Source organism: Noviherbaspirillum sp. FW303-A3 (genome assembly GCF_058788695.1).
The window spans coordinates 2001191-2024315 of sequence record NZ_JBYTAZ010000001.1 but is presented as its reverse complement, the minus strand read 5'-3'; the positions used below and the strand labels follow the sequence as shown (position 1 = coordinate 2024315).

General features: G+C 63.1%; 25 protein-coding genes and 1 riboswitch. Of the genes, 9 read left to right on the top strand and 16 right to left on the bottom strand.

Annotation, left to right across the window (positions count from 1 at the left end; translation table 11 throughout):
* Positions 1 to 16 precede the first annotated feature (16 nt).
* The 6 genes from AC3WOY_RS09885 to dksA form a co-directional block, all read right to left on the bottom strand.
* A complete protein-coding gene (locus tag AC3WOY_RS09885; protein WP_492423208.1) occupies positions 17 to 355 on the bottom strand; it encodes a hypothetical protein in 339 nt (112 codons plus the stop codon).
* Positions 356 to 360: 5 nt separating this feature from the next.
* Positions 361 to 861 (bottom strand): DUF3299 domain-containing protein, encoded by a 501-nt coding sequence (locus AC3WOY_RS09880; RefSeq protein ID WP_492423206.1) that lies wholly within the window; start codon positions 859 to 861, stop codon positions 361 to 363.
* Positions 862 to 919: 58 nt separating this feature from the next.
* Entirely contained in the window at positions 920 to 1156 is a 237-nt protein-coding gene (locus AC3WOY_RS09875; protein WP_492423204.1) for a hypothetical protein, read from the bottom strand.
* Between the two features lie 21 nt (positions 1157 to 1177).
* Complete coding sequence (locus AC3WOY_RS09870; protein ID WP_492423202.1) at positions 1178 to 2395, bottom strand: ABC transporter permease; 1218 nt, start codon at positions 2393 to 2395, stop codon at positions 1178 to 1180.
* Positions 2392 to 3054, bottom strand: a complete 663-nt coding sequence (locus AC3WOY_RS09865; protein ID WP_492423200.1) for an ABC transporter ATP-binding protein — start codon at positions 3052 to 3054, stop codon at positions 2392 to 2394. Before AC3WOY_RS09865 ends, AC3WOY_RS09870 begins: the two co-directional genes overlap by 4 nt.
* A 123-nt stretch (positions 3055 to 3177) precedes the next feature.
* Positions 3178 to 3663, bottom strand: a complete 486-nt coding sequence (gene dksA / locus AC3WOY_RS09860) for an RNA polymerase-binding protein DksA (RefSeq protein WP_088705801.1) — start codon at positions 3661 to 3663, stop codon at positions 3178 to 3180.
* A gap of 25 nt (positions 3664 to 3688) precedes the next feature.
* On the opposite strand from dksA, the gene AC3WOY_RS09855 reads away from it, so the two are divergent.
* Positions 3689 to 4138 (top strand): hypothetical protein, encoded by a 450-nt coding sequence (locus AC3WOY_RS09855; protein ID WP_492423197.1) that lies wholly within the window; start codon positions 3689 to 3691, stop codon positions 4136 to 4138.
* Positions 4139 to 4292: 154 nt separating this feature from the next.
* Here the strand turns inward: AC3WOY_RS09855 and AC3WOY_RS09850 are convergent, their stop codons facing one another.
* The 6 genes from AC3WOY_RS09850 to AC3WOY_RS09825 all read right to left on the bottom strand — a co-directional run bounded on the left by AC3WOY_RS09850 (position 4293) and on the right by AC3WOY_RS09825 (position 9889).
* Positions 4293 to 5327 (bottom strand): CobW family GTP-binding protein, encoded by a 1035-nt coding sequence (locus tag AC3WOY_RS09850; protein ID WP_492423195.1) that lies wholly within the window; start codon positions 5325 to 5327, stop codon positions 4293 to 4295.
* A 6-nt stretch (positions 5328 to 5333) separates the two neighbouring features.
* Positions 5334 to 5822 (bottom strand): Fur family transcriptional regulator, encoded by a 489-nt coding sequence (locus tag AC3WOY_RS09845; protein ID WP_492423193.1) that lies wholly within the window; start codon positions 5820 to 5822, stop codon positions 5334 to 5336.
* A gap of 86 nt (positions 5823 to 5908) precedes the next feature.
* Positions 5909 to 7111, bottom strand: coding sequence for a class I SAM-dependent rRNA methyltransferase (locus AC3WOY_RS09840; RefSeq protein WP_492423191.1), 1203 nt, complete (start codon positions 7109 to 7111; stop codon positions 5909 to 5911).
* Between the two features lie 25 nt (positions 7112 to 7136).
* Positions 7137 to 8102: a tyrosine recombinase XerC gene (gene xerC / locus AC3WOY_RS09835; protein WP_492423189.1), complete on the bottom strand. Its 966-nt coding sequence runs from the start codon at positions 8100 to 8102 to the stop codon at positions 7137 to 7139.
* Entirely contained in the window at positions 8103 to 8771 is a 669-nt protein-coding gene (locus AC3WOY_RS09830; RefSeq protein WP_492423187.1) for a DUF484 family protein, read from the bottom strand. It lies immediately after the preceding gene.
* A 119-nt stretch (positions 8772 to 8890) separates the two neighbouring features.
* Entirely contained in the window at positions 8891 to 9889 is a 999-nt protein-coding gene (locus AC3WOY_RS09825) for a porin (protein WP_492423185.1), read from the bottom strand.
* Between the two features lie 169 nt (positions 9890 to 10058).
* On the opposite strand from AC3WOY_RS09825, the gene AC3WOY_RS09820 reads away from it, so the two are divergent.
* Entirely contained in the window at positions 10059 to 11558 is a 1500-nt protein-coding gene (locus AC3WOY_RS09820) for a tetratricopeptide repeat protein (protein WP_492423183.1), read from the top strand.
* A gap of 4 nt (positions 11559 to 11562) precedes the next feature.
* Here AC3WOY_RS09820 and dapF read toward each other — a convergent pair whose 3' ends face one another.
* Genes dapF through AC3WOY_RS09805 form a run of 3 tightly spaced genes read right to left on the bottom strand, consistent with a single transcriptional unit; the run spans position 11563 to position 14166 of the window.
* Positions 11563 to 12414, bottom strand: a complete 852-nt coding sequence (gene dapF / locus AC3WOY_RS09815; protein WP_492423181.1) for a diaminopimelate epimerase — start codon at positions 12412 to 12414, stop codon at positions 11563 to 11565.
* Between the two features lie 31 nt (positions 12415 to 12445).
* Positions 12446 to 13324: an LpxL/LpxP family acyltransferase gene (locus tag AC3WOY_RS09810; protein ID WP_492423179.1), complete on the bottom strand. Its 879-nt coding sequence runs from the start codon at positions 13322 to 13324 to the stop codon at positions 12446 to 12448.
* Positions 13321 to 14166, bottom strand: coding sequence for a lysophospholipid acyltransferase family protein (locus tag AC3WOY_RS09805; RefSeq protein ID WP_492423177.1), 846 nt, complete (start codon positions 14164 to 14166; stop codon positions 13321 to 13323). The genes AC3WOY_RS09810 and AC3WOY_RS09805 overlap by 4 nt, the downstream gene beginning before the upstream one ends.
* Positions 14167 to 14342: 176 nt before the next feature.
* Between AC3WOY_RS09805 and metK the strand changes: the two genes are divergently transcribed.
* From metK to metF, 5 genes are all read left to right on the top strand, one after another.
* Positions 14343 to 15506, top strand: a complete 1164-nt coding sequence (gene metK, locus AC3WOY_RS09800) for a methionine adenosyltransferase (RefSeq protein ID WP_492423175.1) — start codon at positions 14343 to 14345, stop codon at positions 15504 to 15506.
* A gap of 87 nt (positions 15507 to 15593) precedes the next feature.
* Positions 15594 to 16493: a M14 family zinc carboxypeptidase gene (locus AC3WOY_RS09795; RefSeq protein WP_492423173.1), complete on the top strand. Its 900-nt coding sequence runs from the start codon at positions 15594 to 15596 to the stop codon at positions 16491 to 16493.
* A 41-nt stretch (positions 16494 to 16534) separates the two neighbouring features.
* A riboswitch (S-adenosyl-L-homocysteine riboswitch) is annotated at positions 16535 to 16615 on the top strand.
* 32 nt (positions 16616 to 16647) lie between these two features.
* On the top strand, positions 16648 to 18081 hold the full coding sequence (ahcY, locus tag AC3WOY_RS09790; RefSeq protein WP_492423171.1) for an adenosylhomocysteinase: 1434 nt from the start codon (positions 16648 to 16650) through the stop codon (positions 18079 to 18081).
* A 105-nt stretch (positions 18082 to 18186) separates the two neighbouring features.
* Positions 18187 to 18525: a phage holin family protein gene (locus AC3WOY_RS09785; protein ID WP_492423169.1), complete on the top strand. Its 339-nt coding sequence runs from the start codon at positions 18187 to 18189 to the stop codon at positions 18523 to 18525.
* A 2-nt stretch (positions 18526 to 18527) separates the two neighbouring features.
* Positions 18528 to 19367, top strand: a complete 840-nt coding sequence (gene metF / locus AC3WOY_RS09780) for a methylenetetrahydrofolate reductase [NAD(P)H] (protein WP_492423167.1) — start codon at positions 18528 to 18530, stop codon at positions 19365 to 19367.
* A 29-nt stretch (positions 19368 to 19396) separates the two neighbouring features.
* On the opposite strand, the gene AC3WOY_RS09775 is transcribed toward metF, so the two are convergent.
* Positions 19397 to 19957, bottom strand: a complete 561-nt coding sequence (locus AC3WOY_RS09775) for a 5-formyltetrahydrofolate cyclo-ligase (protein ID WP_492423165.1) — start codon at positions 19955 to 19957, stop codon at positions 19397 to 19399.
* Between the two features lie 53 nt (positions 19958 to 20010).
* Between AC3WOY_RS09775 and AC3WOY_RS09770 the strand changes: the two genes are divergently transcribed.
* Together AC3WOY_RS09770 and AC3WOY_RS09765 are read left to right on the top strand one after the other, a co-directional pair.
* Positions 20011 to 21957, top strand: a complete 1947-nt coding sequence (locus tag AC3WOY_RS09770) for a lytic transglycosylase domain-containing protein (RefSeq protein ID WP_492423163.1) — start codon at positions 20011 to 20013, stop codon at positions 21955 to 21957.
* 210 nt (positions 21958 to 22167) lie between these two features.
* Entirely contained in the window at positions 22168 to 23118 is a 951-nt protein-coding gene (locus AC3WOY_RS09765; RefSeq protein WP_492423161.1) for a complex I NDUFA9 subunit family protein, read from the top strand.
* Positions 23119 to 23125 lie beyond the last annotated feature (7 nt).

The following is a 23125-nucleotide window of genomic DNA, read 5'->3' as shown; positions in this document are numbered from 1 at the left end:
GCGTCGAAGCGACGCATCAGGAAGCAGGCGGGGCGCGGGAAGAAAACGGCAGGGCGGGCGGCGCGTCCCATGAGACGAACGCCGTCCAGAGTGCAAGGACCTTTGCGCCCGTCATCGGAGGCGCGGCGAAAGGCGGAAGGGAGATGGCATCGGCGACGGCCGCTGCGTCGAATGCGACGCAGGAATGGCTGCCTTCTTCCGGCGTGCTGCCGTCCGCCGAATCTGCATGCAGGGATGCGAGAGGGCCGTGGTCCACGCGATGCGCGAGGCCGGCCCATTGCGCGAACAGCAGCGCCGCCATCAGCAGGGCGGTGACGGCGGTGCGCAAGCCCGGGGCGGATCGTGCAGCGGGCATTCAGCTTATTTCAGCGAGACCGGCGAGGCGTCGGTCAGGCGGTAATACAGGCCCATCGGATCGTCCTTCAGCACGCTCATCTTGCCGGACACGATGACCGGATCGAAGGTGTATTTCACCGGCGTTTTTGTTTTCACTTCCACCACGCCCTCAGGACCGGCGGGCAGGCAGAAGTTGCAGGACTGCGGTGTGAGCGAAATCAGGAAGTGCTTCTGCTTCTCGCCCGGCTCGAGCGGCATCATGAAGCCCTGTACCTTGACCTCGGTATTGTCGAGCGCCGTTATCTCCTTCGAGAACTCGGGAAGGATGCGGTCCTTGGTCTTGATCTGCTTGACCTTTGCCAGCGTGTTCCAGGACACCACGCCCTTGATTTCCGGCAGCGGCTGCATCGGGGGCGGCGGGGCGTTGGGCGGCGGAACGTGACCGCCGGCGGGAGCGCCCTGCGCAAGCGCCAGTGCGGGTGCTGCAAGAATTGCAATGATCAGTCGATGCAAGGATGTCTTCATGACACTTCCATAAAAGTGATCCGGACAGGCGTGCATTCCACATCGCTGTCCGGCAGGGTTAATGCTTGTGCTTTGCTCCGCACAGTTTACCGATGGCGAGGCCCTTGCATGCCTTTGCCAGTTCGGCATGGCAGGCTTCCTCATCCTTGCCGGAGGACAGGCATTGCGCTGCTGCTTCATGTGCGGCGGCGATTGCCTTGTGCTGGTCGATCAGGGCTTTCCTGTGGGCGGGATCTTCCTTGGCTTGTGCCGCAAGGGAGGCGGCTACCAGTAACAGGGACAGCAAGTACTTCAATTCGTTCTCCTTGAAAAGCTTTCAATGCGACAAGGTCGTCGCGATATCGGTACGGTAGGCGCGTAACGCGGGCAGCAGCGCCGCGGCCAGGCCGATGGCGAGCGCGACCGGTGCCAGCCATGCCTCGGCCGACGCCACGTACCAGCCGGAGAGGGACAGGTTCTGGTCGTCGGATACCACGCGGCCAAGGATGTCCAGCGCCGCATGCCCCGCGATCCAGCCCAGCATCGCACCGGCGAAGGCGAGCAGCAGGCCCTCGACCAGCAGCAGCGACAGGAGCTTGCGCGGCGGCGCGCCAAGCGTGCGCAGGATGGCAAGATCGGTCTTGCGTTCTTCCAGCGCGCTGTAGAGCGCGACAAACATCGACAGCGCGGCGGACAGCAGCATGATCCCGGCGATGCCGCGCAGGACGTCGACGCCGACGCCAAGCATGCGGAACAGCTTGGCCGATTCGAAGGCCGGTTGCGCGGCCTGCAGTTCGGGTTGGCTGTTGATCGCGCGGGGCAGCATTGCCGCCGCCAGCGGCGACGCATACTGGACCAGCAGGGAGGTCAGTTCGCGCTCTTCATCCATCGCGGCCTTTTCTTCCTTGTCTTCGGGATCGATGCCGTGCGCCACTTCATGGACGTGCCACACCGACTCCACGGAAGTCAGCACCAGCCGGTCGAGCACGGAGCCGGTCGGCTTGAGCACGCCCACCACCGTGAACGGCGCGTCGCCGTGGCCGTCGCCGCCGCCGGACAGCCCGTGCGACCCGATAAAGCGTGAGCCTGTGGTCAGGCCGGTTCGGGCCGCCGCTTGTGCGCCGAGGACCGCCTGCATGGGCGCGTCGAACATCTTCCCCTGCGCCAGGCTGCCGTCGTAATGCGCGATGTAGTCCGGCGTCGTGCCGGCGATACGGAATCCCTGGAAGCTGTCCCCCAGCGCCAGCGGGATGACTTTCTTCACCATGCGGTTCTGCTGCAGTTGCGCCTGTGCTGCGAGAGGAATGTTCCCGGTCGGGATGTCGATATGGTAGATCGAGGACAGGATCAGTTGCAGGGGCGAGCCTTTCGCGCCGACCACGAGGTCGATGCCGCGGGCGTCGCGCAATGCCTTTTCCTCCAGTTGCTGCGATGCCGACAGGACAAAGGTCATCATCGCCACGCCGACCGCCATGAGGATCAGGTTGACCGCTGTCGACAAGGGCTTGTGGCGCAGCGATTTCAGCGCCAGCGTGAAGGCGTTGATGTGTGTCATGCCGTCTCCCTTGATGTGCGTCCCAGTCGCAGCACCTTGGCGCCGGGCAGCGCGGCGAGCACGCGCGCATCGTGCGTGGCGATCACCAGCGATGCGCCATTTTCGCCGGCCTGCGCGGTCAGCAGCCCGATGACTGCGGCACAGGCATCATCGTCGAGATTGGCGGTCGGCTCGTCAGCAAGCAGCAGGGCCGGGTGGTTGAACAGCGCGCGTGCAATTGCCACGCGCTGTTGCTGGCCCTGGCTCAACTGGTGGGGTTTGGCATTTGCCTTGTCCTCCATGCCGAGCGCGCGCAGGACTGCGCTGGCGCGGCTGGCATCGGCTGTCCGTCCGTTCGCATAGGCTGCCATCAGCAGGTTTTCGCGCACGGACAGGCTTGGCACAAGGGCGAGTTTTTGCGGAAGGAAGCCGACGGTGCTGCCGCGCCAAGCATCGGCAGCGCGCGGGGACAGCGTGCGCAGGTCGATCCCGGCGACGCGAACTTCGCCTTGCTGCGGGGTGAGGATCGCCGCCAGCAGGTGAAGCAGTGTCGACTTGCCGCAGCCTGAAGGGCCGAGGATGATGGCGTGCTCCCCTTTGGCGAGGGAGAAGGCGGGCACGGACAACTGGTTGTCCGTGGCGTTGGGATAGCGATAGGTCAGTCCGGATATTTGCAACATAGTTGCATTATATCGTGATCAATACAGAAACTGTGCTGTCCGGACGACTCCGGATATCGGGCTCCAAAAGCAAACAAGCGCACGACGGATCGTGCGCTTGTCAGGTCAGTGCAGAAGGCGTTGTCAGTCGCCGTACAGCTTCTGCTTCAGCTCGCGGCGCTGCTGCGCTTCGAGCGACAGCGTGGCGGTCGGGCGGGCCAGCAGGCGGGGAATGCCGATCGGCTCGCCGGTCTCTTCGCACCAGCCATACTCGCCGGCATCGATGCTGACGATGGCCTGCTGCACTTTCTTCAGCAGCTTGCGCTCACGGTCGCGCGTGCGCAGTTCCAGTGCATGTTCTTCCTCGATCGTGGCGCGGTCGGCCGGATCGGGAACGAGCACGGTTTCGCGCAGGTGTTCCGTGGTTTCGCCGGCGTTCTTGAGCAGGTCACGTTCGAGCTGCTGCAGTCTCGCCTTGAAGAAGGCAAGCTGCGCCTCGTTCATGTAGTCCTTGTCGCTCATCTTGAGGATTTCCTCTTCGGTGAGCAGTCGGCCCTCAGCTGGGGCGGCGGTCGGTTTAGTTGTTTTGGTAGCCACTTCGCTTACTTTCGAAACTACGGGTTTTTCCATTTTATCTGTTAACCCGGCGCCTGCATTGCTGCTGCTCATGGTCGCGCCGGATGTCTCCTTGGAACTCTGGCTCGAAGTCTTCTTCGATGCTGTTGCTCCCTTGGCCGTTTTCGCTGCAGCCCCCTTGGCGGCGGCTGCCCGTGTTGCGGCCGGTACTATCTTCGCGGTGCCTGCACTCTTGGCGCTCGGCTTTGCCGCTGGTTTTACACTGCTTTTTACCGTGGTTTTACCTTGTTTGGCAATGGCTTTTATTGACGAGGAGGCGCTTTTGGTGGCGGGTTTCAGTGCGTTTGCGACGGTCTTTGCCACTTTTCCCGCAACCGCTTTCAGTATCGATTCGGTCGCCGGCTTGGTGGCTGTCTTGCCCTTGGCCGGATCGACGGTCTTTGCCGTTGTCTTGCCGACGCTTTTTGCCGATGTGCTCTTGGTGGCGGATCTTGTGACGGTTGCGTTCATGGTCCCCTCGTTATTATGAACCGCCCGACCTGTCGATCCGTGCCCGAAACCGTCTCCCTCCGTTTCCAGGCAGGCTTGGATACCATCGGGCGTCGCGTGCGACTTTTAGTCGACGCATCTTGCCAAACGACTACCTCCACTGCTTGAATCTACATCAATACTTGTTCAATAGTTTATACCAAACACTGTTCCAAACCGCTAATAAATGTTTCTTTTGGGAGATTCTTGCCGATAAACACCATTTTGCTGCAGCGTGCTTCGCCTTCGGCCCACTTGGCGCCGATATCGGTACCCATGGACTGGTGGACGCCCTGGAACACTACCTTGCGGTCGGCGCCATCCATCCACAACACGCCCTTGTAGCGCAGCATGCGCGGGCCGAAGACCTGGACCAGGCTGCCCAGGAATTCGTCCAGGCGGGCGGTATCGAAGGGGCGGTCGCTGCGGAAGACAAAGGCCGCGATCTCGTCCGTATGGTTCGAATGCTTGTGGCCGTGATGGTGGTGGTCGTGGCCGCAATGCTCGCCGCATTCGTGGTGCTCGTGCTCTTCCTCGGCCAGGAAGTCGGGATCGATCTCGATCTTGTCGTTGAGGTTGAAGCCGCGCAGGTCCAGCACCTCGGTGATCGGGATTTTGCCGAAATCGACTTTCGAGATCGGGGCACGCGGGTTCATGCGCTTGAGGCGGGCGCTCAGTTCTTCGACCTCATCGGCACTCACCAGGTCCGTCTTCGATAGCATCAGGCGGTCTGCGAACCCGACCTGGCGCTGTGCTTCCTCGTGCTCGTCCAGCTGCTGCATCGCATGCTTGGCATCGACGACGGTGATCACCGCATCCAGCATGTAATGCGTCGCGACCTCATCATCCATGAAGAAGGTCTGCGCGACCGGTCCGGGATTGGCCAGCCCGGTGGTTTCGATCACCACATGGTCGAAGTCGAGCTCGCCGTCATTGCGCTTCTGCGCCAGTGCGCCGAGCGCGAGGATCAGGTCGCCGCGCACGGTGCAGCAGATGCAGCCGTTGCTCATCTCGACGATCTGTTCGTTGCTGTCCTGGACAAGGATCTCGTTGTCGATGTTTTCTTCGCCGAACTCATTCTCGATCACAGCAATGCGATGGCCGTGCGGTTCGCGCAGGATGCGGTTGAGGAGGGTGGTCTTGCCGGCGCCGAGGAAACCGGTGAGGATCGTTGCGGGAACAAGTTTCATGGGATGTCAGTGGGCGCAGTCGGCGCACCATCCTTTGATCGTGAATTCGATGTCGTGGCTGCGGAATCCCTTGCCCAGCGATTGCTGCAAGGCGTTCTGCAGCGTTTCCGCTTCCGCGATGCTGTCGAGGCAGAACACCTTCGAGCAGCGCGTGCATTTGAAGTGTCCGTGCTGGTGGTGCGGTTCGCTGCTGTGTTCGGCGCCGGCGCTGTAGCGGAACACGCGGTCGTCGCCGGCGATCTTGTGCGCCAGCCCGGCGTCGGTGAGGCAATCCAGCGCGCGATAGAGCGTCACGCGGTCCATGTCGGCAAATGCTTCCTGCACGTCCTGGTGCGAAAACGCGCGCTCGGCGTCGAGCAGCGCGGCCAGCACCTTGACCCGGGCATCGGTGATGCGCACGGACGCGCCGCGCAATTGCGCTTCGGCACGCACGGCGGAATCCGAAGGCCTCCGGTTTGCCCGCGTTTCAGGCTTGGCTTTGCTGCTCATGGACATACTGCGTTGGAAAAACGTGATGGAAAATTATGACGCAAATTTGCAATCGAGTTGCAAAAATTGACGCGATGGCAATTTTATTTCCTTCAGGGCTTATGCAGCATCAAGCCCTTCAGGTACTCGCCCTCGGGGAAACTGGTGGTCATCGGATGGTCCACGCCGGCATGGAGGCGGCGCAGGATGCGCGCATCCACCTTCGCGTCGTTGGCTGCGCCGGCGACGATCTTCTGGAACAGGTCGGCACTGATCGCGCCCGAGCAGGAATAGGTATACAGCAGCCCGCCCTCGCGCAGCAGTTGCAGGCCGATCAGGTTGATGTCCTTGTAGGCGCGCGCGGCGCGTTCGACCTGGTCAGGCGATGCAGCGAACTTCGGCGGGTCGAGCACGATCAGGTCGAAAGACTTTCCCTGCTCGCGCAGTGCGCGCAGCGTCTTGAACACATCGGCGTCCCACCATTCCGCCCTTGAGACATCGAAACCGTTCAGTTCCACGTTGCGCTTGCCGATGGCCAGCGCTTCGCCGGAGGAGTCGATCGACACCACGCTCTTCGCCCCGCCTTTCAGTGCCGCCAGCGAGAAGCCGCCGGTGTAGCAGAAACAGTTCAGCACGTCGCGGCCGGCGGCGTTTTCCATCACCAGCCGGCGATTGTCGCGCTGGTCGATGTAGAAGCCGGTCTTGTGGCCGGTCTTGATGTCTACGGCGTAGCGCACGCCGTTTTCGGTGACCAGCGTTTCGTCGCCCGGTTCATCGCCTGCCAGCGAGCCGGTGACCAGGGGCAGGCCTTCGCGCTCGCGCACGCTGGCGTCGGAGCGTTCGTAGACGTTGGGGCAGCCCGTTTCCGCGATCAGCGCCTGCACGATCGGCGCCTTCCATGCCTCGACACCGGCCGACTGGAATTGGCACACCAGGTGTCCCTGCTTGCCGGCGTACCAGTCCACCACCAGGCCGGGGAAGCCGTCGGCTTCGCCGAAGATCAGGCGGATGGCGTCGGTGTCGCGCACGGCCTGCATGCGGTATGCGACGGCATGCTTCACGCGCCGCTTGATCAGCGCATGGTCGATCGGTTCGTTCTCGTCGAAGCTCCACACGCGCGCGCGAATCTGCGATTTCGGGCTGTACGCGGCACGGGCCAGGAATTGCCCGGCAGCCGAGCGCACCAGCGCCGTGGCGCCCGGCTTGTTCTTCTCCTCCGGCTTGCCTTCGATGCGGTCGATCGCGGTCGGGAAGATCCAGGGATGGCGGCGCAGGAGGCTTTTTTCCTTGCCGGGTTTGAGGATGATGGTCAGCATGGGGTATTCCGGATAAAGGTGGTGCTTATTCTTCAGTCTTTGACTTCTTGGCCCGCGGATGGGCGGCGTCATACACCTGCGCGAGTCGCTGGAAGTCGAGCGAGGTGTACACCTGCGTCGCGGCAATCGATGCATGTCCCAGCATTTCCTGCACCGCACGCAGGTCGCCGGACGACTGCAGGACATGCGATGCGAACGAATGCCGCAGCACGTGCGGATGGACGTTTGCCGGAATGCCCAGCGCCTGCGCATGCGCCTTCAGCCGCAACTGGATGACGCGCGGCGACATGCGCGTGCCGCGTTCAGTGAGGAAGAGCGGATGCGGATCGCGCTTCACCAGTGTGTCGCGCACGGCAAGCCACCCGGCAATCGCCTGCATCGCCGGCTGGCCGACAGGAACGCGCCGCCGCTTGCTGCCCTTGCCGGTGACCTCGACCTCGTGGTCGTCTATATGCAGCCAGCCAGCGGATTCGTAGCGGTCTTCCTTTGCGTAATGCACATCCAGGCCGGCCAGTTCCGAAACGCGCAGGCCGCTTGAATACAGCAGTTCGAACATCGCGCGGTTGCATAGCTCGCTGGCCGACTGCGCATCGCGGCCGGGGCGCGATTCCGATACCACGCGCACGGCGTCATCGGGTGACAGCGCCTTGGGCAGCGGCTTGTCGCGCTTGGGGGCCTTCACGCCGTCGACAGGATTGGCTGCGATCGTCTCGGAGTCCGCCAGCCAGTCGAAGAAACCCCGGCAAGCGGACAGCTTGCGCGCGATGGAGCGCGCATTCAGCCCCTTCGCGTGCATCTGCGCGGCGAGCTTGCGGATGTGGAACTGCGTGATCGTATTGAGCGCCGGCCTGCTCGGAATCGCCTCGGCAAATTCCAGCAGGTCGTTCAGGTCGCGTCCGTAGTTGCGTACGGTGTGCAGCGACAGCTTGCGCTGCTTTTCCAGGTGTTCGAGATAGCGGGCGACGTGCGCCCGGTTGTTCTCGTTGCTCACTTAGTCCAGCAGGCAGGTCAGGGCCGCGCTGGCGGTCTCGCTGATCTTCGACAGGAAGTCGGTGGCCATGTCGGCGGTGAAACGCTGCGGGTCCGGCGAGCCGAGCACCAGCAGGCCGAAGGCTTCCGACGCGTCAGCCAGGCGCAGCGGCAGCATGGCGATCGACTGGACGGATTCGGCGTCGTCGATCCAGGAGGCGGCTTCGAAGTCCTGGTTGGGGCCGCAATACGGCGAGGTCAGGCCGTTGCAGAAAATCTTTGCATCTTCCGAGACGTCCGCTGCGAACCATGTATGCGCGAATTCTTCCGACACGCCCCAGATGCGCAACGTCGCATGCGGTACCGAGAAGATCGTTTGCAAGCCGGTTACCAGCGTGTGCGGCATGTCGACGTCGTTGCGGGCCAGCAGCAGGGAGCGCGTCCACATGTGGAACTTCTGCGTGATCGCATCGTTTTCCTGCGCGATGCGCAGCAGTTCCGCCAGGCGCATTTCATGCACCTTGATCTTGTCGCGCAGGACTTCCATCTGGCGTTCCTGCAGCGATACGGCGCGGCCGGCGACCGGGCTGGTCAGCTTGACGCGTGCCAGCAGCTCGCTGTGCTCTTCGAAAAAATGCGGATTGTCAGAAAGGAAATCGGCAACGGCGTTGGTGTCCAGTTGGTAGGTCATATGCGCAGATCGGGGTTGGTCGCGGCCCGCAGGCCAAGCCGTGATTTTAACCGACAAAGGAGCCGCGTTGCCGCAGGGATGCGGCAATCGGAAAGCGATGGGCAAGGTCCCGCCGCGCGTCAGAACTTGTGGCGGATGCCGATATTGAACGCCTTGTCCCCGGAGCCCGGCTCGGTGGCATTGCCGACAGTGAAACCTGCGCCCGGGTCGTTGTTGATGCGCGCGAAGGAGGTGTAGAGGTTCGTTCTCCGCGACAGTGCATGGGTATAACCGAGCGCCCACTGGTCGGCGTCGGCATTGAGGCCGCTGCGGTCATCCTTGCGGGTGAAGGAGGCGAGCAGGGCGCCGGCCCCCACTGGAACCGTAACGCCAAGCATGTAGTCGCGGTTGTCCGTCGTGCCCAGCCCGCGGTTCAATCCGACGCCCAGGCTGGCCGCCGCCATGCCGAAATCGAACTTGCCGCCAAGGAGGGTATTGCGGGAATTGTCGGTGCCTGTGGCGTCTTCGATGCGATGGTGGGCAATCTTCAGGACCAGCGGACCGCTGGCGTAGCCGACGGATGCGCCGACCTGCCGGTTCGCGGTGTTGTCGCCTGCCACTTCACCGAAGCCGTACGCGAGTTCGCCGGTAAAGCCGCTCCATGCCGGTGTTGCCAGTTTGACGGTATTGTTCATCCGTGTCGTGGTCGACATCAGGTTGGTCGAGCTGCCGGCCAGGCCGGTACCGAAAGGATCGACCTGATCCAGGAGCAGGTAGTGCGGCGTATATTGCCGGCCGAAGCTGAGGTCGCCCCAGCGGCCGCCCAGCCCGACCCAGGCCTGGCGGCCGAACAGCAGTCCGCCCTGGCCAAGCGCGCCGGTATCGGTATTGAAACCCGCTTCCAGTGCGAACTTCGCCGACAGGCCGCCGCCGAGATCTTCCATCCCTTTGAAGCCGAGGCGAGAACCGGATTGGACGCCGCTGGTCAATTTGGTAAGGCTGCCGGTCGCGCCGCCACGCTCGTAGACGACACCGGCATCGACGATGCCGTAGAGGGTCAAGGATGTCTGCGCGAGAACGTTGCCGGTCACAAGGAAAAGCGCACCACATGTTGTAATGACAAGTAATGGCCGTTTCATGTTGGCTCCCAGACAGGTTGAATCTCTCCAGAATTTCAGCATAGGCCATTGAACCGGAGCGCGCGAGAAATTGGTCAAGGGATAGGCAGGGGGAGCGAACGCTGCGCACAGGAACGTGGCTTTTTGGCCACTTTCCTGCATGCAGCCACAGGCACCGGCGGGAAACAGCATGGCAAACCGCGAAGATCTCCTCATCATCCGTGCCGCCCGGGCCGGCGAGGCGGCGGCACAGTTGAAGCTGGGGCAGCGTTATCTCTTCGGCGGCGCCGGCCTGCCGAAAAGCCTGCCCACGGCGCTCTACTGGCTCGACCGCGCCGCGCAGCAGGATGAGCCGGATGCGTGGATGCTGATCGGGCAGCATGTCCCGTTCGAAACCGCGCAAAGCGCGACCCAGCCGGGCAAGCTCCTGATGTGGTACGAACGCGCCTTCGACGCCGGCATCGCACAGGCGGGACTTGTGCTGGCAAAGCTGGTGCTCGGCCAGCCGCAGGGCGCAGTCAGTGAGGCGCTGCGCTGCAAGGCCCAGCGCGCCTTGCAAGCGGCGGCGCACGCCGGCATTGCCGAGGCGCAGTGGATGCTGGCGCAGTCGGCGGGGCATGGCGAAGCCGATTCCGTCGGCACATGGCCGGCGCCGGGACAGGACGGCGCCGACAACGAAGCGATGCTTGAATGGGCTGCCCGGGCGGCCCGCAGCGGTGTCGCCGACGCGAGATATGCGATGGCCGACCATGCCTGGGCACAGGGCGATCTCGCCGGCTTCCTGCAGTGGGCGCGGCCGATTGTCGGCGACGTGGTGGCATCGGCGCCGCCTCCAGGGGCTGCGGTGGAACGGGAGGTGGCCCTTGTGCTGCGTACCGCCCATGCAATGGCCGCCGGCGGCGGGGACGAACCCGCTGCGGTCACCCGCGTGCTCGAATGGGCGGCGCAAACCGGCGACGGCCAGGCGCAGTACGTGCTCGGACTCTGGCTGGCACGCATGGACGCCGACGGCAAACGGATGCAAGCGGTGCCCGGCGCGGCGAACTACAAGCGCGCCATACGCTGGCTGTCCCTTGCGGCCGGTCAGGGATTCGTGGAGGCATGGTATGCGCTGTCGAAGATCTACCAGAAGCCGGAATGCGCGCAGCGCAATCCCGACGAAGCACGGCATTGCCTCGAGCAGGCTGCCGCGGCAGGCCACGGCATGGCGCAGTACGAACTCGGCGTGGCCGCGTGGCGCGCAAGACATGAGGGGGCGTCGAACGATGTGCGTGCCGTTGACTGGCTGCTGAAGGCGCGCACTCGGGGTGTGTCAGAGGCGGCATCCATGCTGGAGCGCATCGCCGCGCGCGCGACGCCCGCTGCGTGGGCGCAAGCCATCCTGCAGCGCGTGTCGCGTTCCGTTGCCGAACGCGCATCCTTGCTCGTGGCGCGCCTGGAGCTTGCAGCCTGTTTCGGGCTGTCGCGTTCCGAAGCCTTGCTGATCGACCCGAAGACCGCCGACCGCAGACACTGCCTCGTCGTGGATGTGCGCGCAGAGCATCCGCATAGCAAACGGCGCTTGATCCTGGTACAAACGGCGGAAGAGCGGGCAACGCTGGATCGCGTTATTGCGAAGTTCGAGCGTGCCCCTGCCGGGGCGGAGGGGAATTTCCGCCAGCGCCTCTACCGGTTGAAGACGCTGGGGTGAGGGGTCAGATATCGATTTCGCCTTCGAACACGCTGACGGCGGGGCCGGTAAGCATGACCGGGGAGTCCGCCCCTGCCCAGGCAATCGAAAGCTCGCCGCCCAGCGTGGAAACCTTGACCGGCGAGTCGAGCAGGCCGCGCCGGATACCGGCAACGACCGCTGCGCACGCGCCGGTGCCGCAGGCCAGCGTTTCACCGGCGCCGCGTTCGAATACACGCAGCTTGATCGAGTGGCGATCGACGATCTGCATGAAGCCCGCATTGACGCGCCTGGGAAAGCGCGCGTGGCGTTCGATCACCGGGCCGTCCAGATGCACCGCGGCAGTCTGCGCCGCCTCGACCACCTGCACCGCATGCGGGTTGCCCATCGATACGACGGAAATCCACGTTGTCCGGCCGTTGATCTCCAGCGGCCACAGCGTATCATCGCCTTCGCGCTTCCCTTCGAGGCCGGTAGCGTCGAAGGGTACGCGCACCGGATCGAGGATGGGGGCGCCCATGTCCACCGTGATGCGGCCGTCGGCTTCCAGCTTCGGCTCGATGACGCCGGCCATGGTTTCGACCTTGATCGCGCGCTTGCCGGTCAGGCCCTTGTCGGTCACGAATTTGACGAACGCGCGGGCGCCGTTGCCGCATTGCTCGACTTCGCCGCCGTCGGCGTTATAGATGCGGTAACGGAAATCGACGCCGGGCGAACTTGGCTTTTCAACCACGAGCATCTGGTCCGCGCCGACGCCGAAGCGGCGGTCGGCCAGTTTTTTCCATTGCTCGGGGGTGAAGTGGATGTCCTGGCTGATCGCGTCGATCACGACGAAATCATTGCCGGCGCCGTGCATTTTGGTGAATTTGAGCTTCATTCCCGGATTATAGCCCGGCGTCGGTGGCGCATCAGGGCGGGGGCTTGCCATACACGCCGGGAACGCCCGGCGGGCGGGTCTTGAAGCGTTTGTGCGCCCAGAAGTATTCGGACGGCGCTTCCATCACGCGGTCCTCGATGAAGGCATTCATGCGGCGCGTGGCCGTCACCACGTCGTCGCCCGGATAGTCTTCCCAAGGCGGATGGAAGGCGACTTTCCAACCCTGGTAATCCGGTAAGTAAGTCGCGATCACCGGCACGACCTTGGCGCCTGTTGCCCCCGAGATGCGGGCCGGGGCCGTGAGCGTGGCCGCCGGAATGCCGAAAAAGGGCACGAACTCCGCATCCTTCTCGCCGAAATCCATGTCGGGCAGCATGAAGAAGGGCAGCCCCTCCCGCATCGCACGGATGATCGGCTTCACGCCTTCGCCGCGCGAAAACAGGCGCACCGGCCGGAAGCGCGAGCGGCCCTTGCGCAGGGCTTCGTCGAATACCTTGTTCTGCTGTTTCGTATAGATCGAGCAGAGGTTCGTCTCCAGCATGGTGGCGACACCGGCCACATCCAGCGATACGAAGTGCGGGCAAAGGAGGATGGTCGGGCCCGACTGGATGGTGTCGAGCGGCACGCGCGGCTCGACACGGATCAGGCGGCGCAGGCGGGATTCCGGCGCCCACCACAGGATGCCTCGCTCCAGCACGCTGCGCGCATAGGCCTGGAAGTGCTTCTTCGCAATCGCATGGCGTTCCTCTTCGGAGAGGTGCGGCAGGCACAGGCGCAGGTTGGTGAGCGCGATATGGCGGCGCGACTTCACCAGGCTGAAAAGCAGCGAACCGACACCTTCGCCGATGCGCGCCAGCAGGGGCAGCGGCAGCCAGTGCAGCAGCCACATCACGCCAAGAAGCAGCCTCATTGCGCGTCCCCGGGCCCGGCGATGCCATCGGGCGCCTTGTAACGGTTGTAACTCCAGAAGTACTGCGATGGGCAGCGTGCGATCAGCGCCTCCATGCCGGCGTTGATCGCGCGTGCCTGTTGCTCGGGCGTGCCGGACATTTCATCATCGAAACGCACGAAGCGAAGCACGAAGCCTTTGCCGCCCGGGAGCCGTTCCGCATAGGAAAGGATGATCGGCGCGCCGGTCATTTGCCGCAGCTTGGCCGGCAGCGTCATGGTGTAGGCGGGCTTGTCGAAGAAGTTGGCCCATACCCCTTCGCCTTCCTGGGGAACCTGGTCGGGCAGGATGCCGATGAGCTTGCCCTGCTTGAGCGTCTTGAGCAGCGTGCGCACGCCCGACATCGTGGCCGGAGCAAGACCGAGGTTGTTGCGCGCGCGCGCATCCTCGACCAGCGGCTTGAGCGCCGACTTCTTCGGCGGGCGGTACATGACGGTGACAGGGACGATGCTTGCCACCTTTTGCGCCAGGATTTCGAAGCATCCGAGGTGGGGCGTCAGGAAAATGATGCCGCGCTTCGCGTCGAGCGCCGACTGCACCACGTCCCAGTCTTCGATATGCGCCGTGGCCAGGACCCGCTCCGCGCGCGCGCACCAGACGAAGGGCAGTTCGAGGATGTTCTTGCCCGCTTCGGAAATCGCGGCGGACAGCGAGTCCGCGTAACCGGCGCGCGTAATATTGTCTTTTAACCTACGCCGATAGGATGGCGACGCCAGGTAGACCAGCCAGCCGAGTGCCGAGCCCAGGCCGTGAAGAACCGGCAGCGGCAAACCGGACAGCAGGCGGAAAAGTCTGACAAGCATCAATTTTGCGGAGGGAATTGTTGAGAAACTTTTGAAGAGGCGTAAAATATCATATCGCTGTACCCGCCGAGTTAACAGACAACTTGCGAGGCGGAATACAAATCTCGCTAAAGCGTCGCAGGCTCAATGTGTTGGCCGCGACATGGTCAGCAATTTCATCAAATAGGAGCCTGCACGTGGCAAATGAATTTCTTTTCACCTCCGAATCTGTTTCCGAAGGCCATCCCGACAAGGTCGCGGACCAGATTTCCGACTCGATCCTCGACGCCATCCTGGCGCAAGACCCGAAGGCACGCGTAGCGGCGGAAACCCTCTGCAACACCGGCCTCGTCGTTCTCGCCGGTGAGATTACCACCACCGCCAACGTCGACTATATCCACGTCGCCCGCGACACCATCAAGCGCATCGGCTACGACAATGCCGACTACGGCATCGACTACAAGAGCTGCGCGGTGCTGGTTGCCTACGACAAGCAATCCCCGGACATCGCGCAGGGCGTGGACGAAGGCAAGGGCATCGACCTCGACCAGGGCGCCGGTGACCAGGGCCTGATGTTCGGTTACGCCTGCGACGAAACGCCGGAACTGATGCCGGCCGCGATCTATTACTCGCACCGGATCGTCGAGCGCCAGTCGCAACTGCGCAAGGACGGCCGCCTGCCCTGGCTGCGCCCGGACGCAAAGTCCCAGGTCACGCTGAAGTACGTCGACGGCGTGCCGGTCGCGATCGACACCGTCGTGCTGTCCACCCAGCACAGCCCGGAGATGGAGCACAAGGCGATCGAGGAAGCCGCGATCGAGGAAATCATCAAGCCGGTCGTGCCCGCTGAGTGGCTGAAGAATACCCGCTACCTGATCAACCCGACCGGCCGTTTCGTCATCGGCGGCCCGCAGGGCGACTGCGGCCTGACCGGCCGCAAGATCATCGTCGACACCTACGGTGGCGCAGCCCCCCACGGCGGCGGCGCATTCTCCGGCAAGGACCCGTCCAAGGTGGACCGTTCCGCAGCCTATGCCGGCCGCTATGTCGCCAAGAACATTGTGGCTGCTGGCCTGGCCAAGCGTTGCCAGATCCAGGTTTCTTATGCAATTGGCATCGCCAAGCCGACGTCGATCATGGTCACCACCTTCGGCACCGGCGTGATCAGCGATGAACAACTGGCCGTCCTGGTGCACGAGCTGTTCGACCTGCGTCCGAAGGGCATCGTGCAGATGCTGGACCTGCTGCGTCCGATCTACTCGAAGACCGCTGCCTACGGCCACTTCGGCCGCGAAGAGCCGGAATTCTCATGGGAGCGTACCGACAAGGCACAGGCGCTGCGTGCAGCGGCCGGACTGTAGTAACACCGCTACGCGCAGTAGCGGAAAGGGCCTGTTTCGAGTAAGTTCTCGGGCAGGCCCGATTTTATTTTTGGACGAAGTTATATCGTGCGATTGATCCGCAACGCCGCTGCGCTGATTGCTGCGGCAGCCTGCGTTCCCGCGCTTGCTGCCCCGGCCAACGCTGCCCAGCAGGCCGAATGGTGCAAGCGTCTCATTCCGCGTCTTCCCGGCGTGAATGTCGCAACTTGCCAGCGAAGCGGGCTCCAGCCCTCGGGCGCGACCTCCCGCAACGGTTTTCCCATCCTGATGCGCTCCATTCCGCCCGCGAAGCCCGGCAAGCACGGCGAGCCTGTGCGCGTCCTCTTGCTCGGCGGGATTCACGGCGATGAATTGACCGCCGCGGCCATCGTGTTCGAGTGGATGCAGGCGCTGCAGACACCTGCGGCCCAAACCTTCCACTGGCATGTGGCGCCTGTGGTCAATCCGGACGGACTGATGGCGCCAAAGCCGCAGCGAGTCAATGCGAACGGCGTCGACCTGAACCGCAATTTCCCGACACCTGGCTGGGAGCAGGATGCAAAGCGTTACTGGATGAAAACGACGGGCGGCGACCCGCGGCGCTTCCCCGGCCAGTCGCCGCTTTCCGAGCCGGAAAGCCGCTGGCTCAATGCGGAAATGGAGCGCTTCAAGCCGCACGTGATCATTTCCGTCCATGCGCCTTTCGGCGTGCTGGATTTCGACGGCCCGGCCAAGCCGCCGCGGCAGTTCGGTCGCCTGTATTACAGCCGGGTCGGGGTTTACCCTGGATCTCTCGGCAACTATGGCGGCATGCACAAGAATGTACCGGTCATCACCATCGAACTGCCGAACGCGCTGGCGATGCCGCCGAAGGACGAGGTGCAGCGCATCTGGCGGGATATGCTGTCGTGGATCGAGCGCAGCGTGCCGGCAGGAAAGTCTTCGCCGATCCAGCGCACCTCGAACAAAGCACTGGTCGACCACTGAAGTTTGTTGAGTTTTGCCTGATTTCCCTGAGTTATAATTCAGGCTCCAAGGAGCGTTGCAGCACGGTTCTCCGCGAATCGTGTCAGGCTTGGATTTCTTTTTCGCAACGGCGCTCACGTTACTTTTTTCTAATTTTCCAGGAAAGGAGGGCGTGATGAGCGCCGTTATCTCGAATCCCGCATCTAAGCAAAATCCCCAGCAGGATTTTTTTGTCGCCGATCTCAGCCTGGCCGATTGGGGCCGCAAGGAGATCAAGATTGCCGAAACGGAAATGCCCGGCCTGATGGCCATCCGTGAGGAATTCGCCGCATCGCAGCCGCTCAAGGGCGCGCGCATTACCGGCTCCCTGCACATGACCATCCAGACCGCCGTGCTGATCCAGACGCTGGAAGCACTGGGCGCACAAGTGCGCTGGGCCTCCTGCAACATCTACTCCACCCAGGACCACGCCGCAGCGGCCATCGCCGCCAACGGCACCCCGGTGTTCGCCTTCAAGGGCGAAAACCTGGACGAATACTGGGACTTCACCCACCGCATCTTCGAATGGCCGGATGGCGGCTATTCCAACATGATCCTCGACGACGGCGGCGACGCGACCCTGCTGCTGCACCTCGGCACCCGCGCCGAGAAGGACCTGAGCGTGCTGGCCAATCCGGATTCCGACGAAGCCGTCTGCCTGTTCAACTCGATCAAGAAGAAGCTGGCCGAATCGCCGAACTGGTACTCGACCCGCCTGGCGCAGATCAAGGGCGTGACCGAAGAGACCACCACCGGCGTGCACCGTCTGTACCAGATGCACAAGGAAGGCAAGCTCGCTTTCCCGGCGATCAACGTCAACGACTCAGTCACCAAGTCCAAGTTCGACAACCTGTACGGCTGCCGCGAATCGCTGGTTGACGGCATCAAGCGCGCCACCGACGTCATGGTGGCCGGCAAGATCGCCATCGTCTGCGGCTACGGCGACGTGGGCAAGGGTTCGGCACAGGCACTGCGCGCACTGTCCGCGCAAGTCTGGGTCACCGAAATCGACCCGATCTGCGCGCTGCAGGCCGCAATGGAAGGCTATCGTGTCGTGACGATGGAATACGCCGCCGAACACGGCGACATCTTCGTCACCGCCACCGGCAACTACCATGTGATCACGCACGAGCACATGAAGAAGATGAAGGACCAGGCGATCGTCTGCAACATCGGCCACTTCGACAATGAAATCGAAGTCGCCGCGCTGCGACAGTACACCTGGGAGAACATCAAGCCGCAGGTCGACCACATCATTTTCCCGGACGGCAAGCGCATCATCCTGCTGGCCGAAGGCCGCCTGGTCAACCTCGGCTGCGGCACCGGCCATCCGTCCTACGTGATGAGCTCTTCCTTCGCCAACCAGACCATCGCGCAGATCGAGCTGTTCACCAACACCGCTGCGTACCCGGTCGGCGTGTACACGCTGCCGAAACACCTGGACGAGAAGGTCGCGCGCCTGCAGCTGAAGAAGCTCAACGCGAAGCTCACCCAGTTGACCGACGAGCAGGCTGCCTATATCGGCGTGAAGAAGGACGGCCCGTACAAGGCTGACCACTACCGTTACTAAGACGGCAAATCCTCCGCGATGGCGGAGGATGCGTCCCCACGAAGCAAGCGCGCCTGACCGCAACCGGTCCGGCGCCATGGAAGGTTGACCCTAGGGAGGAAAACCATGCGCCTGCTTGTCACTTGGCTGATCAATGCGGCGGCCCTGTTTGCGCTGCCTTACCTGATGCAATCCGTCCGCGTCGAAAGCTTTACGACCGCGCTGGTCGCGGCGCTCGTGCTCGGGCTGGTCAATGTGCTGATCCGCCCGATCCTGGTGCTGCTGACCTTGCCGGTCACGGTGCTGACGCTCGGCCTGTTCATCTTCGTCATCAACGGACTCCTGTTCTGGGCGGTCGCCAATTTCGTCGGCGGCTTCCAGGTGGCGGGGTTCTGGTCGGCGATGGTGGCGGCGATCCTGTACAGCCTGATTTCGTGGGCCTTGTCTGCCTTGATACTCAAGTAACCATGACACAGAAAAATTTCAGTATCGAGTTTTTCCCGCCGAAGACCCCGGAAGGCGTGGAAAAACTGCGCGCGACGCGCGCGAAACTGGCCGAGCTCAATCCCAAGTACTTTTCGGTGACCTTCGGCGCCGGCGGTTCGACGCAGAAGGGCACGCTGGAAACCGTCCTCGAGATCAAGCGCGAGGGGCATGATGCGGCGCCGCACCTGTCCTGTGTCGGCGGTACGCGCGAGAGCATCCGCGCCATCCTCGACGAGTACAAGTCGAAGGGTATCCGCCGTGTCGTCGCCCTGCGCGGCGACCTGCCCAGCGGGTACGGCGCAGCGGGCGAATTCCGCTATGCGAACGAACTGGTGGAATTCATCCGCGCCGAGACGGGCGGCTGGTTCCACATCGAGGTCGCCGCCTATCCGGAAATGCACCCGCAGGCGAAGTCGCCGCAGGACGACCTGCAGAACTTCGTGCGCAAGGTGAATGCCGGCGCCAACGCGGCCATTACCCAGTACTTCTACAATGCGGATGCCTACTTCCGCTTTGCGGACGAGGCGCGCAAGGCCGGCGTGAACGTGCCCATCGTTGCCGGCATCATGCCGATCACGAACTACTCGCAGCTGATGCGCTTCTCCGACATGTGCGGGGCGGAGATCCCGCGCTGGATTCGCCTGAAGCTGGCGAGTTACGGGGATGACACCGAGTCCATCAAGGCATTCGGCCTCGATGTCGTGACCGGACTGTGCGAGCGCCTGCTGGCGGGAGGCGTCCCCGGCATGCATTTCTATTCGCTTAACCAGGCTGCGGCCACGACCGCGCTCTGGAAGCGGCTGAACCTGTCGGCGGGCTGATCGGGATGGCAAGGAACGCCGGTCATGCGTTACGGCGTTCCGCTTTCCTTTTCGGTAATGAGGTAATCCAGCGGAACGTCGTGGGCGTCGGCGTCGAAGCGTGCGCGTGCACTGTCGTAGGCGATGCCGACGGTGACAGGGCGTCCGGCCTTTTCGAGGGTGCGGTCGTAGAAACCGCCGCCATAGCCGAGGCGATACCGCTGTTCGTTGAATCCGACGCAGGGAATCAACAGCACATCCGGTTGCACTTCCTCGCCTGACGCGGGGATGGCGACGCCGAAGCTGTCCTTGATCATCGCATCACCCGGCATCCACGAGAGGAAACGCAGCGGCGCATCCCGGTCCACCACGATGGGCAGTGCCAGCAGCACCCCCTGCTCGGCGAGCGCCGCATAGCATCCGCGCAAATCCGGTTCGCCCCGGATCGGCCAATACACGCCCAGGATGCCGGCAGGATGGGCATTTCGCCAGGCGATGACGTGCCGTGCGATGGCGGCATCCATCGCATTTCGAACTTCGGGTGCGATCGCCTGTCTGTTCGCAAGCAGCTCACGCCGCAGGGCGGCTTTTTGTGCGGTGTTGTCCGGCATGGTCACATGCTATCCTACAAGACGTAGAACGAGTGTATTGAAGGTCCAAATAGATGTTTCAAATGAAATGGATTGCAGGTATTGCATTTGCCGCAGCCACGTCGGTGCTGTTTGCCCCGGCTGCGCTTGCGAAAAAGCCTGCTGCCTTTGCCAATGACGACGAAGTCTTCATGGCGCTACGCGAGGCTTCGCGCAATGGCGACGCCCCGCGTGCAGCGGAACTGGCATCCCGTCTTGGCAATTATGCCATTCCCTCCTATGTCGATTATTACCGCCTGCGGCCGCGCATCAATGCCGCCGGCGAGCAGGAAATCCGCGACTATCTGACCCGCTACGACGGTACGGCGATCGCGGACCGGCTGCGCAACGACTGGCTCCTGGAGCTCGGCCGTGCGCGCAACTGGACGCTGTTCGACGATCTGTACCCGCAGTTCGTGCTGAATGACGATAACCAGGTCAAGTGCTATGCACTGATGTCGAAGGCGCTCAAGGGGCAGGACGTGAAGGACGACGCACGCGCCGTGCTGGTCAACACGCAGAATTACGGCGAAGCCTGCCCGGCAATGATTGCGACCCTGGTGCAGGTGAACCAGTTCACGCTCGACGACGTGTGGACCTACGTGCGCATGGTCGGCGAGTCCGGCTTTGCCAATACCCTGCGTCGCATGGCGCCGGTCACCGAGGTCAATGAGAACGTCCTGGTCCAGGCATATGAGAAGCCGGAGACCATTCTTGCGCGTGGGCCCGGAGGCAATCGCGCCTCGCGCGAGGTTTTCATTCTCGCGCTCGGGCGCAGTGCAAAGAACGATCCTTCGCGCGCAGTCAGCGCACTGGTCAAATCCGCGGAGCAGCTCAACGAACGCGAGCGCGAACACGCCTGGGCGCAAATCGCACTGCAATCCTCCATGAAGCTGGCGCCGGACGCGATCGTCTACTGGCATCGCACGAACGGCACCGTGCTGTCGCCGGACGGCTACCAGTGGAAAGCGCGCGCGGCACTGCGCGCCGGAGAATGGAAGCTGGTGAAATCCACCATCGAGGCGATGCCGGCATCGTTGCGCAACGATGCGGCCTGGATCTACTGGATGGGCCGGGCCCAGCATGCGGAAGGCAACCAGGAAGAGGCCAAAAAGCTCTTCGGCTCCATTGCCGACCAGACCAATTTCTATGGCCAGCTCGCCCTTGAGGAACTGGGCAGGAAAGTGACCATTCCGCCGCGCGCGAAGCCGGTGACGCAGGAAGAAGTCGCGCCGATGGCCGAGAACGCCGGCTTCCGCCGGGCGCTCAAACTCTTCGACCTGAACATGCGTTTCGAAGGCTACCGCGAGTGGAACTGGGAGCTGCGCAAGATGAACGAGCGCCAGCATCTCGCTGCCGCGGAATTCGCGCGCCAGAAGAATGTGCTCGACCGCATGGTGAACACCTCCGACCGCACCAAGTCGGAATTCGATTTCACCCAGCGTTTCCCGACGCCGTTCCGCGATGTGATGCACGCCGCGACCGAAAGGCTGAGCCTCGACATGGCCTGGGTCTACGGACTGATTCGCCAGGAGTCGCGCTTCATCATGAATGCGCGTTCGCACGTCGGCGCGTCCGGCCTCATGCAGCTCATGCCGGCAACTGCGCAATTCGTCGCCCGCAAGATCGGCATGGGCAACTTTGCGCAGCACCAGGTCAACGATGTCAACACGAACATTACGCTGGGCACCAATTACCTGAACATGGTGCTGCACGACCTTGAAGGCTCGCAGGCACTGGCGACCGCCGCATACAATGCCGGTCCCGGCCGGCCGCGTGCGTGGCGCTCGACGCTTTCACGCGCGGTCGAGGGGGCCATCTTCGCCGAGTCGATTCCGTTCACCGAGACGCGCGACTATGTGAAGAAGGTACTGTCCAACGCGACCTACTACGCAGCCTTGTTCGAGGACAAGCCGCAGTCGCTGAAGGCGCGCCTGGGGACGGTGGCACCGAAGGGCTACGTGGCCAGCGACCTGCCCTGAGCGGAATTGCCACAGTCCATACAAAGCCGCATCCGCCGGGATGCGGCTTTTTTGCTTCTGGCGCATGCGCCGTTGACCGCGATCATGGTTTCCGGAAAATGCGTGCGAGAGAGACAAGCGCACGTTGAAGACCGCGCCACACTGGAGTAAAAAGAATGATGGAGGCGGCGGAGGGAATGCGGCCTTGCTCGAACCATCACGGAGGGCAACATGGCATACCGTAACGTCCTGGTCATCGGCGGCACCGGTTTCATCGGCAGCCATATCATCGCCAAACTGGTCGACGCGGACTGCCGCGTCACGGTGCCCACGCGGCGCGAAGGGCATGCCACGCATTTGCTGCTCCTGCCGGACGTCGAACAGGTCGTCGAGGCCAATGTCCACGATGACATGGCGCTGGACCGGCTGATGCACGGCCAGGACGCCGTCATCAACCTCGTCGGCATCCTGCATGGAAAACCGGGTCCAAGCGGATCGCGCTATGGCGCCGAATTCGCCCGGGCGCATGTCGAATTGCCGCAGAGGATTGCCGCCGCGTGTGTCCGCAACGGCGTGCGGCGCTTCCTGCACATGAGCGCGCTGGGAGCAGCGCATGACGCCCCGTCGATGTACCTGCGTTCCAAAGCCGACGGCGAAGCGGCGGCCACCTCCTCGCCTGAAGTGGCGACGACGATTTTCCGGCCTTCGGTCGTGTTCGGCGACAACGACCGCTTCCTGAACATGTTCGCCTCGCTGCAAAGGATGCTTCCGGTCATGATGCTCGCCGGCGCCGATGCGAAGTTCCAGCCGGTTTACGTCGAGGACGTCGCACGCGCCTTCGTCAAAGCCCTGCAGGATAACCGCACCATCGGCAAGGTGTATGAACTGGCCGGGCCGAAAGTCTATACCTTGCGCGAGCTGGTCCGGCTGGCCGGCGAGTATTCCGGCCACCGGCGCCCTGTGATCGGCGTGCCGGATGCCTTCGCGCGCGTGCAAGCATTTTTCCTGGAACACCTGCCCGGCGGCCCCCTGATGAGCAGGGACAACCTTGACTCCATGCAGGTCGACAACATCCGGAAGAGTCCGCTTGCGGACGAGCTGGGCATCGAATGGAGCTCCATCGAAGCCATCGCACCGCACTACCTGCGTGGCAGGACACGCTACGGAACGGCAGCGGCGTAGGCGAGAC

Excerpts from the sequence above, each read along its gene's own strand:
- ahcY (WP_492423171.1), top strand. The coding sequence starts at position 16,648 with ATGAGCGCCGTTATCTCGAATCCCGCATCTAAGCAAAATCCCCAGCAG.
- AC3WOY_RS09885 (WP_492423208.1), bottom strand. The coding sequence starts at position 355 with ATGCCCGCTGCACGATCCGCCCCGGGCTTGCGCACCGCCGTCACCGCC.
- AC3WOY_RS09770 (WP_492423163.1), top strand. The coding sequence starts at position 20,011 with ATGTTTCAAATGAAATGGATTGCAGGTATTGCATTTGCCGCAGCCACG.
- dksA (WP_088705801.1), bottom strand. The coding sequence starts at position 3,663 with ATGGAAAAACCCGTAGTTTCGAAAGTAAGCGAAGTGGCTACCAAAACA.
- AC3WOY_RS09785 (WP_492423169.1), top strand. The coding sequence starts at position 18,187 with ATGCGCCTGCTTGTCACTTGGCTGATCAATGCGGCGGCCCTGTTTGCG.
- AC3WOY_RS09830 (WP_492423187.1), bottom strand. The coding sequence starts at position 8,771 with ATGACCTACCAACTGGACACCAACGCCGTTGCCGATTTCCTTTCTGAC.
- AC3WOY_RS09775 (WP_492423165.1), bottom strand. The coding sequence starts at position 19,957 with ATGCCGGACAACACCGCACAAAAAGCCGCCCTGCGGCGTGAGCTGCTT.
- AC3WOY_RS09865 (WP_492423200.1), bottom strand. The coding sequence starts at position 3,054 with ATGTTGCAAATATCCGGACTGACCTATCGCTATCCCAACGCCACGGAC.
- AC3WOY_RS09825 (WP_492423185.1), bottom strand. The coding sequence starts at position 9,889 with ATGAAACGGCCATTACTTGTCATTACAACATGTGGTGCGCTTTTCCTT.
- AC3WOY_RS09850 (WP_492423195.1), bottom strand. The coding sequence starts at position 5,327 with ATGAAACTTGTTCCCGCAACGATCCTCACCGGTTTCCTCGGCGCCGGC.
- AC3WOY_RS09840 (WP_492423191.1), bottom strand. The coding sequence starts at position 7,111 with ATGCTGACCATCATCCTCAAACCCGGCAAGGAAAAAAGCCTCCTGCGC.
- AC3WOY_RS09870 (WP_492423202.1), bottom strand. The coding sequence starts at position 2,395 with ATGACACACATCAACGCCTTCACGCTGGCGCTGAAATCGCTGCGCCAC.
- dapF (WP_492423181.1), bottom strand. The coding sequence starts at position 12,414 with ATGAAGCTCAAATTCACCAAAATGCACGGCGCCGGCAATGATTTCGTC.
- AC3WOY_RS09820 (WP_492423183.1), top strand. The coding sequence starts at position 10,059 with ATGGCAAACCGCGAAGATCTCCTCATCATCCGTGCCGCCCGGGCCGGC.
- AC3WOY_RS09845 (WP_492423193.1), bottom strand. The coding sequence starts at position 5,822 with ATGTCCATGAGCAGCAAAGCCAAGCCTGAAACGCGGGCAAACCGGAGG.
- AC3WOY_RS09810 (WP_492423179.1), bottom strand. The coding sequence starts at position 13,324 with ATGAGGCTGCTTCTTGGCGTGATGTGGCTGCTGCACTGGCTGCCGCTG.
- AC3WOY_RS09765 (WP_492423161.1), top strand. The coding sequence starts at position 22,168 with ATGGCATACCGTAACGTCCTGGTCATCGGCGGCACCGGTTTCATCGGC.
- metF (WP_492423167.1), top strand. The coding sequence starts at position 18,528 with ATGACACAGAAAAATTTCAGTATCGAGTTTTTCCCGCCGAAGACCCCG.
- AC3WOY_RS09880 (WP_492423206.1), bottom strand. The coding sequence starts at position 861 with ATGAAGACATCCTTGCATCGACTGATCATTGCAATTCTTGCAGCACCC.
- AC3WOY_RS09805 (WP_492423177.1), bottom strand. The coding sequence starts at position 14,166 with ATGCTTGTCAGACTTTTCCGCCTGCTGTCCGGTTTGCCGCTGCCGGTT.